The sequence below is a fragment of the Andreprevotia lacus DSM 23236 genome, from assembly GCF_900176275.1.
Classification (GTDB): domain Bacteria; phylum Pseudomonadota; class Gammaproteobacteria; order Burkholderiales; family Chitinibacteraceae; genus Andreprevotia; species Andreprevotia lacus.
This window is the reverse complement of sequence record NZ_FWXD01000036.1, coordinates 25,732-35,662: the sequence shown is the minus strand read 5'-3', so window position 1 is coordinate 35,662 and position 9,931 is coordinate 25,732. Positions and strand designations below refer to the sequence as shown.

General features: G+C 61.9%; 8 protein-coding genes. All 8 read right to left on the bottom strand.

Annotation, left to right across the window (positions count from 1 at the left end; genetic code table 11):
* Positions 1-2,628: type VI secretion system Vgr family protein (locus B9A19_RS22835; RefSeq protein ID WP_217807127.1), on the bottom strand; the 2,628-nt coding region annotated here is incomplete at its 3' end.
* Positions 2,625-3,743 carry a type VI secretion system baseplate subunit TssG gene (gene tssG / locus B9A19_RS19545; protein WP_217807126.1) on the bottom strand — a complete coding sequence of 373 codons (1,119 nt, stop codon included), beginning with the start codon at positions 3,741-3,743 and terminating at the stop codon, positions 2,625-2,627. The genes B9A19_RS22835 and tssG, both read right to left, overlap by 4 nt.
* Positions 3,740-5,608, bottom strand: coding sequence for a type VI secretion system baseplate subunit TssF (tssF, locus tag B9A19_RS19540; protein ID WP_217807125.1), 1,869 nt, complete (start codon positions 5,606-5,608; stop codon positions 3,740-3,742). The genes tssG and tssF overlap by 4 nt, the downstream gene beginning before the upstream one ends.
* Positions 5,605-6,144 carry a type VI secretion system baseplate subunit TssE gene (gene tssE, locus B9A19_RS19535; RefSeq protein WP_084092839.1) on the bottom strand — a complete coding sequence of 180 codons (540 nt, stop codon included), beginning with the start codon at positions 6,142-6,144 and terminating at the stop codon, positions 5,605-5,607. Before tssE ends, tssF begins: the two co-directional genes overlap by 4 nt.
* Before the next feature lie 69 nt (positions 6,145-6,213).
* Entirely contained in the window at positions 6,214-6,687 is a 474-nt protein-coding gene (locus tag B9A19_RS19530; protein ID WP_245804387.1) for an Hcp family type VI secretion system effector, read from the bottom strand.
* 62 nt (positions 6,688-6,749) lie between these two features.
* A complete protein-coding gene (gene tssC / locus B9A19_RS19525) occupies positions 6,750-8,261 on the bottom strand; it encodes a type VI secretion system contractile sheath large subunit (RefSeq protein WP_084092837.1) in 1,512 nt (503 codons plus the stop codon).
* Between the two features lies 1 nt (position 8,262).
* Positions 8,263-8,817 (bottom strand): type VI secretion system contractile sheath small subunit, encoded by a 555-nt coding sequence (tssB, locus tag B9A19_RS19520; protein WP_084092836.1) that lies wholly within the window; start codon positions 8,815-8,817, stop codon positions 8,263-8,265.
* Positions 8,818-8,895: 78 nt separating this feature from the next.
* A complete protein-coding gene (tssA, locus tag B9A19_RS19515; protein WP_084092835.1) occupies positions 8,896-9,924 on the bottom strand; it encodes a type VI secretion system protein TssA in 1,029 nt (342 codons plus the stop codon).
* Positions 9,925-9,931: the final 7 nt, after the last annotated feature.

The following is a 9,931-nucleotide window of genomic DNA, read 5'->3' as shown; positions in this document are numbered from 1 at the left end:
GCCGCCACCTGCGCCGCCACCTGCGCCGCCACCTGCGCCGCCACCTGCGCCGCCACCTGCGCCGCCACCTGCGCCGCCACCTGCGCCGCCACCTGTGCCACCACCTGTGCCACCACCTGTGCCACCACCTGCGCCACGCCCGCGGAATGGGGAAGCTTTGGTTGTCGGTCTGGCGTTGGTGGTTTTTGTCTTGTTGTCAAAGGAAGGGCCAATGTCGCCACCCATGAAATTGACCAGTTTGTATTTGTTGAGATGTATCTTGCCCGTATCTTTAAAGGCGTCAGACTTCTTGTTTTCGAAAATCGTATTTTCCGACTTGTAGAAGTTGTATTCTTTCTTGCCGATTGCATTGCGCTTCATTTCGAAGATGTTGTAACCCATGTTCAGCCCGGTCGCGCTGCCATTAATCCCGGTTACACCTAATTTCAGCGCAGTGGCGTCAACAGCCAGAAAGGCAGTTACGTTCACTTTCATGCTGTTGAGCGAGTACGAGCCGGTACCGCCCAACAGACCCTTGCCACCGGTAAATTCGCCACCTGCGCCGCCGCCGCCTGCCGAAGTCGAGATGTGTACATCGCCAGCCTGTAAAGAGTGTGTACCGCCGGTTTGATGGCTGGCATTGGCAAACACGGTGACCGTATGGTTGGATTCAACCGTATTGATATGGTCCCCTCCGATCGTGGCAGTACGGTCCCCGGTCACTGTAGAATCATGGTTTTGGCCTATCGTCACGATATGCGAGCCGGTTACATCGTGCGTGTGATCTGCCTTGACGGTGTGGGCAAACAGCTTGTGGTTGGTGCGGCTTTCTTCTGATTCGTAATTCTGATCCGCAATACCGACTACCCGATGGTTGTAGGTCTTTTCGTAGGTCTGGTCATGGGCATCCTTGCGCAATACGGTGGAGGCGCCCACCGATGTATGCGCCCAGGTATCGTTGTAGGTTTCATCGGCCTGTTTGGTTACACGCCGGCTGCTGGTGCCCTCTACGCCATGGTCGTAGTTCTCCAGAATGGAAGTGGACTTGTTGCCCTTCACCGTCTGCACCGAATGGCGACCAATGGTTTCAGTGCGGTCCTGGCCGATGTCGTGCAGCTTGTCTCGCTCCACCGTCATGCGGTGATCCAGCTCGGCGTGAAACCATAGCTCTTCGGCTCCGGGTTGGTCTTCAAAACGAATCGCATTGGCATTGGCCGGCGAGCCTTTGAGCGAGCGGCTGACAAAGCCGCTTTGCGTGGCGCTGGCCGGCAGGCCGAACGGTGGCATCTGGTCGGCGTTATAGGTGCACCCGATGACAATGGGGCGGTCTGGTTCGCCGGCGATGAAATCGACAATCACTTCCTGCCCGATGCGCGGGATATAGATGCCGCCAAAAGTAGAACCCGCCCAGCTGGACGATACGCGCACCCAGCAAGAGCTGTTTTCATCCATCGCGCCGTAGCGATCCCAGCGGAACTGCACCTTGATGCGGCCATATTGGTCAGTCCAGATTTCCTCGCCAGCCGGGCCGACAACGACGGCAGTCTGCGGGCCGTTGGTACGCGGCTTGGCGGTGACGCGGCCGGGGCGGAAGGGCAGGCTGGTGGGCTGGGTGACGAAATCGAACTCGTAGTAGGCTGTTTCGTTGCTGCTGGCGTAGCCCGGCTCTTTCAGGCGGTAGGTGACGCTGACCACCAGATACTCCCGGTTGGCCTCATCACGCGGGCAGTTGCGCAGGGTGAAGATGAAGCCCGGCGCCAGACCACGCGCGGTGGCGTGGCCGTCGTCACGCTCGCGCGCTGCCTGCAATTCCTCCAGCCGGATGCGGCTGTAATGGTCCGACTCCCCCTGATCGCTGTAGCCGCCCAGCCAGTCGTAGATTTCATACTGGCCATGCGGGTGTTCGGCCGGGTTGCTGCGCTGGTTCTGCAGTCGGGTGCGCGGCTTGGTGAAGTTATAGTCATCAGTCACGTAGCTGCCGGGCGAGATTTCCTCGGCAACCTGATAACTGTCGATGCATTCTTCCTGTGCAGCTACAACCCGGTCGGTAGTGAAAAACGGGATGCTGTCGTAGCCGGGGAAGGGCTCATGCGTGCAGATATCATCAGTCAGCACTAGCGTATGGCTGCCCAACTGGTGACTGAAGAAGTAATAGATGCCTTCGTGCTCCATCAGGCGGCTGACGAAGTCGAAATCCGTTTCCTGATACTGTACGCAGTAGCCCCACTGGCGATAGCTGCCGGTCAGACGCATCTCGATGGCAAAGCCGTACTCGCCCAGCACCGCTTGCAGGATGTCCGGCACGCTCTGGTTCTGGAAAATCTTGCAGTCCTGCGTCTGCGTCAGCAGCCACAGCCAGGGGCGCACCGTGGCGCGGTAACGATATTGCCGGTCGGATGACAGGTCTTCCCGCCCCAGCAATACACAGCGCGACACGATACCGTCCAGATAGCGTGCCCCACCGTTGCCGGTAGCCATTTCCAGTGTCAGCGGCTGGCCCAGCAGGGCTTTCAGGTTGACCGAATGGCTGTCCGACAGCAGCTCGACGTCGAATTCGAACAGTTGGGACAGCGCTTCGGTGCCATGCATGGCATGAAAGCGCAGCGTGTCTTCGCCCAGCGGCGTGTGTGCTTTGACTATGCGATTCATTGGGTAGGCTCCAGGGTGCGGGGCGAAACGCCGGCTGCTTGCGGGGGTATCGGGTGGGTATGACCATGCTCGGGCCGGGCGCTGGCGCGCCTTGCCGGTCGTGTGGCGGAGAGGGTGTAATCAACGATCAGGTCGCCAGCGTCCTGCCGGGCAGGGCGCACGCCCAGCCAGCTGCCCAGCCCCAGTGGCTGGGCAGCGCTCAGCTTGCCATCCGGCACGTCGTCTGCGGCGAGCACCAGCTGGACATCCCAGGCCAGCTCCAGCCCGACGTAGTCATTCACCCAGCGTTGCAGTGCGGCTACCTGCTTGCCGCCAGGCAGGAAACTGCAATAGCTCGCCCAGGACATGGGGCCCAGCACCAACCGGAAGCGCGATTGCGCGTCACGGACCGCGATGCCCAGCGTGGAGCCGACACCCAGTGCCGCACTGGGGTGATTGCCCAAGGCGAGTGATTCATCCGGCGCCAGCTTTACCCAGCACGGCACGTGCTCGCGGATCTGCACCGGGATGCCGAAATAGCTCTGCAGTATCTGTTGCAAGCCTTCCGGATTGCGCGTTTGCCGCGCCAGATGGCCAGCATGGTAGTAGCGTGCGCGCTTGCCGATGGCATCATCGCTTTGTGTCAGCAAGGCCAGCAAGCTACCGATATAGCGGTCAAAACGGCCTTCGCCGGCGCGGTCCAGGCTGACGGTGGATTGGGCATCGGCCCAAGCGCGGTAAAACAGCTGGATCGCACGGTGGTGGAACAGGTCCGCAAAGGCGGCCATGGTCGGGTCATCGGCAATGCGCTCGCGCTCGCGCACGTATTCGGTCAGGTGCAGCGGCAGCGGGCCGTTGGGGCCGAACAGGCCAAAGCCATAAATGGATAGCTTCGGCGGCTGGCTGCCTTGTTCCTGCAGGTCTGCCACCATGGACGGCGCAAACGACAGCGAAACACGCTGCCCCAGCCGCACCGGCTCATCCTGCGGGCGCGCGGCGCGCCCCATCGGCTCGGTCGTGCCGGCGCGGGCATCCAGCCAGCGTAGTACATGAAAGAAATCATGCGCGTACGGTGCCTGCCGGAGCGCCTGCCAGGCCGGATCCAGCTGCCAGTCTGCCATCAGCGGTGCATTCATATCACCGGCCTTGCCCCCAGCCTGGGCGGCCAGGCCGCCAGCTGGCCGCGATGCGTGCCGTGCAGCGTCATCTCGGTAAACTGGTTGATGGCGACATGGCGGGCAAAGAACTGCTCCAGCACTGCACCAAACAGATAAGGGCTGTCGCCGGAAAAGGCCTGCTCATCCACGCTGACAGCCACACGCACGCCCCGGCCATGCATCACGGGGCCCGGCACCGGCAAGCGGCGGAATACCGGCGAGAACTGCACGCTGCGCACGCTCTCGATCTGTCTCAGCACGCCGGATTCAGCTGCGCTGGCATACAGGTTGAGCAGTTGCCGCACTGCTTGCGCGCCTTCTTGCCCATCCAGCTCGGCCCAGCCTTGATAGTTCAGGCCCAGATGGCTGATCAGATGCCAGCTGAGTGCATCTTCTGCCAGCGGCGGATATGGTTTGGTTGAGGCGCGCAGTACCTTGATTGCGCCGACCGGCGCCGAAACACCGAGCGAAAAATCGCTGCCGCCGCCCAGCGGCAACAATAGGGGCAGATCGCGGTTGGTACACAAGGTATCGACCGCCAGATGACGCAGATTGCCGCTGAACGGCGCATCGTGCCGATCGACCAGCGAGATGTAGACCTCGCTGCCGGTGTACGCAGTGCGGCTGCCGTGGCGGCGCGCCGGCTCGGACACCAGTCGGGACTCGCGGCGCAGCGCGTAATAGGCACCGTAGTCATGCTCATCCGCACCGAACGAGGCATAGAAGGGGCGGAATTCGCGCTCGGCGCTGTCGCCACCGGCATGGCCGATCATGCGGGTGACGCTGTGCACCTCGTAATCCAGCGGCTTGGTGCGATCAACCACCAGATGGAACTCGTGCCGCTGCGGCGTGACCAGCACGCGGTCAGCCCGCTTGGGAAACAGATTGATCACCGGCGTGCAGTTCAGCGCCAGATCGGCGTTGTCCAGCGTGCGCTCCAGCGCAGCGTCATCCTGATCCAGCAACAAGACCAGCTCGAACTGAGTCCCGCTCAGGCCCCGCAGCGCCTGTTGCAGCCGGTTGACGCTGAAAAACAGGAAACGCGCCGGGCAGGCGAAGTATTCCTGCAGCAGTCGATAGCCTTGAAAAGTCCGCCCGTCATTGGGTAGCAATGACTGATCGGCGGCAAAGCCTTCATGCTGCACGGCGGAGCCATCCAGAACCTGTTGCCCCCAGCTGCCATCGCTCGCATCGCGACACAGGACTGCGACGGTATGGCCAGCCACCAGCTCAAGCAGTTTCAGCGCACGTTGCTCCTGGCCAGCAAGGTAGAACACCAGTTGATCCAGCGGCAACGATGCGCAGCGCTGGCCGGCAGTGATGTTCAGTTTTATCCGCAATGCAGAGCGTGCCCGGGCACGATGCGGGCCGGGGGGCAGGTCGGCAGGTGGTGGGCCCAAACGTACGGTGTCGATAGCCAGCGGCCACAGCGTGACGGCGTGGCCAGTGCGGAATTCGCAGGCAGTCTGCTCGCCCTTGGCCAGATTGGCACGCAGTGCGCTGCCAGCTGGCAGGGTAAAGCCGTTGGCCAGATTGCCTTCGTTCAGATTGGCTTCCAGCTTGACCACGGCCATGGCAGGCGTGGGTGCCAGATAATTGGGATAGACCACTGCCAGCAAACGCTGGGTAAAGCGCGGGAATTCGGCATCCATTTTCAGCTGGATGCGCGCAGTCAAAAAGCTGAAGCCTTCCAGCAGCCGTTCCACATAGGGGTCGGCAACATCAATGCCCTGCATGCCCAGGCGGCCAGCCACCTTGGGATAGCGTTCGGCAAACTCGGCACCCAGCTCGCGCAGGTAGCCCAGTTCACGGTTGTAATAATCAAGCAGGCGCGCGTCCATCATTGCCCCGCCAAGTCGACCAGCGTGGTGTGGCCGGTTTCAAGATCGAGACTGGAGCGCGCCAGGAATTCCAGCGGGTAGGGCACAGACCACAGCAGGCCGCGGATTTCAAAGGCCATTTCGTTGCGCTGCGACAATGCGTCCAGCGCGCTGATGCAAATGACCTCTACGCTGTCCGGCAGCAGGCGCGGTTCAAACTGCAGAATGGCTTGCCGCAACCCGGCTGCCAGTTCCTGGCTGTCGAGTTGCGAGATGCGCTTGCCGGCCAGCGGCAAGACGCCAAAATTGAGCACTGAGCGAGATACGGCGGGAAACGATGCAAGATCGACATCCGCAGCCAGGCTGGTGGTATTGAGCAACCACGACAAGTCACGCAGCACGGTAGCGCGCAACGCGCCATGGTGCATGCCGGGCATGCGGCTTTCGTTGCGTTGCAGCGGCTCGTTGTCGGTCAAGCGATCGAGCAGCGCGGGGCGCAGGCGGTCGGCCTCGCCTTGCCGGGCAGGCTTGCCATGTAAGAACTTGGATGGATCAGGCACGCATGGTCACCAATGGCCGGCTGGATCGCCGGCAAGAAAAGGCGGGCCGTGGCGGCCCGCCACAGCCAATTACATTTCCTTGTTTTCCTTGATGTTCCAGGCCACGGTGATTTCCGCGCCCTGGCCACCCTGGTCGGTCTGTTCCCAGTACTGCTTGCGCACGCGCGCAGCCTGGAAGCCGTAGCTCATCACCAGACGCTCGTGGCCGTCGTTCGGGTCAGTGCCCTTGACCTGGGCGGAAGTCACCAGCACTTCTTCCAGCGTGATCTTGGCGAATTCCATCTGATCGCCACCCGACTTGCAGGCGGACAGCTCGACCTTGTCCAGATGCTTGCCGGTAGCGCAATACTTGATGATGGCCGGGGTGGATTTATCCATGAAGGCGGTCACGAACAGGTCATTGAAGCTGGCCTTGCCGCTGCTGCCGCCACCACCCGACGACATAGTGCCCGGCTGGCTGGCGCCCCACGAGAACGACTGGATATCGCTCCAGCCCTTGTGCTTGCTGTCTTTCGATTCGCCGCTGGTGCCTTCTACTTTCATGAACATTGCTGCTGCCATTTCTGCTTACTCCTGAAGCTGATGGGGAGGGGAATTGCCAGTGTTTAACCGTCGGCTTTCTTGAGCGACGGCAACTTCGAAACCAGACGCAGGGAAACCGTGAGCCCCTCCAACTGGTAATGCGGGCGCAGGAAAAACTTGGCCGCGTAGTAACCGGGGTTGTCTTCCTGCTCTTCGACGTGGATTTCCGCTGCCGCCAGCGGCTTGCGCGCCTTGGTGTCCTGCGAGGAGTTGGCCGGATCGCCATCGACGTAGCTCATGATCCAGTTGTTCAGCCAGCGCTCCATGTCGGCACGCTCGTGGAACGAGCCGATCTTGTCGCGCACGATGCACTTGAGGTAATGCGCAAAGCGGCAGCAGGCAAACAGATAGGGCAGGCGGGCCGAGAGCCTCGCGTTGGCGGTGGCATCCGCATCGGTGTATTCGGTGGGCTGCTGCAGCGATTGCGCACCGATGAAGGCAGCAAAATCGGTGTTCTTGCGATGGATCAGCGGCATGAAGCCGTTCTTGGCCAGCTCGGCCTCGCGGCGATCCGAAATGGCGATTTCGGTCGGGCACTTCATGTCCACGCCGCCATCGTCGGACGGGAAGGTATGGCAGGGCAGGTTGCTGACCGAGCCACCCGATTCCACACCGCGTATCGACGAGCACCAGCCATAGAGCTTGAACGAGCGATTGATGTTGACCGCCATCGCATAGGCCGAATTGGCCCAGGTGTAGCGGTCATGGCTGGCGCTGTCGGTTTCTTCTTCGAAATCGAACTCGTCCACCGGGTTGGTGCGGGCGCCATAGGGCAGGCGGGCCAGGAAACGTGGCAAGGTCAGGCCCAAATAGCGTGCATCTTCGGATTCACGCAAGCTACGCCACGCAGCGTATTCGGTATTCTGGAAAATCTTGGTCAGATCACGCGGGTTGGCCAGCTCTTGCCATGACTCCATCTGCATCACAGCCGGGTCTGCCGCTGCGATGAAAGGGCAGTGCGCGGCGGCGGAGATGCGGGCGATCTCGCCCAGCATTTCCACATCGGGCGGGCTGTGGTCGAACTGGAAGTCCCCCACCAGGCAGCCGAAGGGCGCACCGCCGAACTGGCCGTATTCTTCTTCGTAGATTTTCTTGAAGAGCGGGCTTTGGTCCCAGCCCATGCCCTTGTGGCGTTTGAGATTGCGGGCCAGCTCTTTCTTGGAAATGGGCATGACGCGGATTTTCAGCAGCTCATCCGTTTCGGTATTGCTGACCAGGTAATGCAGGCCGCGCCAGGCCCCTTCCAGCTGCTGGAAATCCGGGTGGTGCAGCACCAGGTTGACCTGCTCGGACAGTTTGCGGTCGATCTCGGCAATGATGGCCTGGATGGCGCCATAGGCATCCGACGAAATGGTGACGCTGTGATCAAGCGCCTGCAGCGCCAGGGTCTGCACCGCGCTTTCCACTGCATTGCGGGCCTGATCGGACTTGGGGCGGAACTCTTTCTGCAGCAGCCTGGCGAATTCGCTGTCGATCCGTTCCGTGTTGATCTGTTCGTGCGCCTCTGGCGCCTGCAAGGTTTCGGCAGGATTCATCTCATTCTCCGTATTTGCCGGCTTCGGCCAGTTGCTTGATCAGCGCGGGTGATTGCGGGCCTTGCGCGGCCAGGGTCTTGAGCACATCCGGCTTCCTGAGGATTTGTGCCACCAGCTCCTCCGCGCCGTTCTTGCCGTCCATATAGGTGAGCAGATTGGCCAGCTCGGTGCGGGCGGCCAGCAGGTTGTCCAGCGCGCCGATGTTGCGCGCCACTTGCGCAGGCGAAAAATCGTCCAGCCGCTCGAAATTCAGGTCCACGTGCAGCAGCCCTTCGCCGGTCAGCGTGTTGTTGACCTGAAAGGCCGCGCGCGGTTTGAGCGATTTCATGCGTTCATCGAAGTTGTCGATGTCCACTTCCATGAACTTGCGCTCGGCCAGATCGGGCAAGGGTTCGAGTTGCTTGCCGGCGAGGTCGGCCAGCACGCCCATGACGAAGGGCAGCTGCACCTTGCTGTCTGCGCCATAGATTTCGACGTCGTACTCGATCTGCACACGCGGTGCGCGGTTGCGGGCGACGAATTTTTGACCGCTGCCAGCGGCACGGAGATCAGCCATGATCAGGCTCCTGATGAAAACGGGTAGGGCGATGAAGAAGGGGCATGGCGCTGTGCGCGTGAGGGAAACATCGCGGCATCACAGCGGCCTGCCGATAAAGACATCCACCTGTGGCAGGCTGTCGGGCGCGATATCGCGCAGGATGTCGTAGAAGCCCATCTGCATCAGCCGCTGTGCACGGCGCAGCAGGATGGGGGCCGGGTGACTGGGCTCGTAGCGATCCAGATACAGGCAGACCTTTTCCAGCACCACGTTAATGTCTTCGCGGCTGCGCACTTCCATGGCATGCCAGTCGGTGATGCCGTGGGCCGGGGCCGGGCCGGTCATATCGGCCGACACTGTGGCGACATCATCCTCGGCAGCGGGGGGCTGGGTGCTGCTGCCGGCGGCTGCTTCGTACAGACGGGCCAGTAGTTTTTCCAGCGCAGCAGCGTCGGGGCGCCAGTCATCGCCCAGGTGCGTATGCACGCTGTGCACGATATGGGCCAGCGACTGCCGGGCGACGGGCAGCGATTGCAACTGCGGTTCGCCGGCGTGCCAGGCACGGGTCAACTCACCCCGCAGGCGATCACGCCCACCCGGGTACTCCAGCCGATCCGGCGTCACCCCGTCGAGCAATTGATCGATTTCGCGCAGCAGCAGGCCGCTGGCGGCGGCAAGCGGGCTGGCACGCAGCGCCAGCAGGCAGCCCTGGCCATCGAACAGCCGGGCCAGCGCATTGTGGCGCGGCAGCGGATCGTATTCGCCATCGTCTTCCAGCCGAGGGTGGAGGGCGTCCCAATACTGGTCGAGCAAGCCCTGCACCAGTTGCAAACCATCGCTCAAGCCGGCCAGGCCACGCTGTTCGGTCCATGCCTGGGTCAGCAAGCTGGCAATGCGCAAATCCTTGCTTTGCCCGAGCAGTTGCTCCGCCAGCTGGGCGACTTCGCCCCAGTCTGCCGGCTCGGCTGGAATCACGGTGCTGCCGTATTGCTGCTCCGGCTTGGGCTGGGCGGCTTTGTTCAGGCGCAGGAATTCGCTGCTGTATTCCAGGTCCGCCCCGGCGGGCAGGGCGTCGCTGACTGGCGCCAGCAGCGAGGTGATCAAAGCGGATACGGGCTGCGTCATGGTTGGG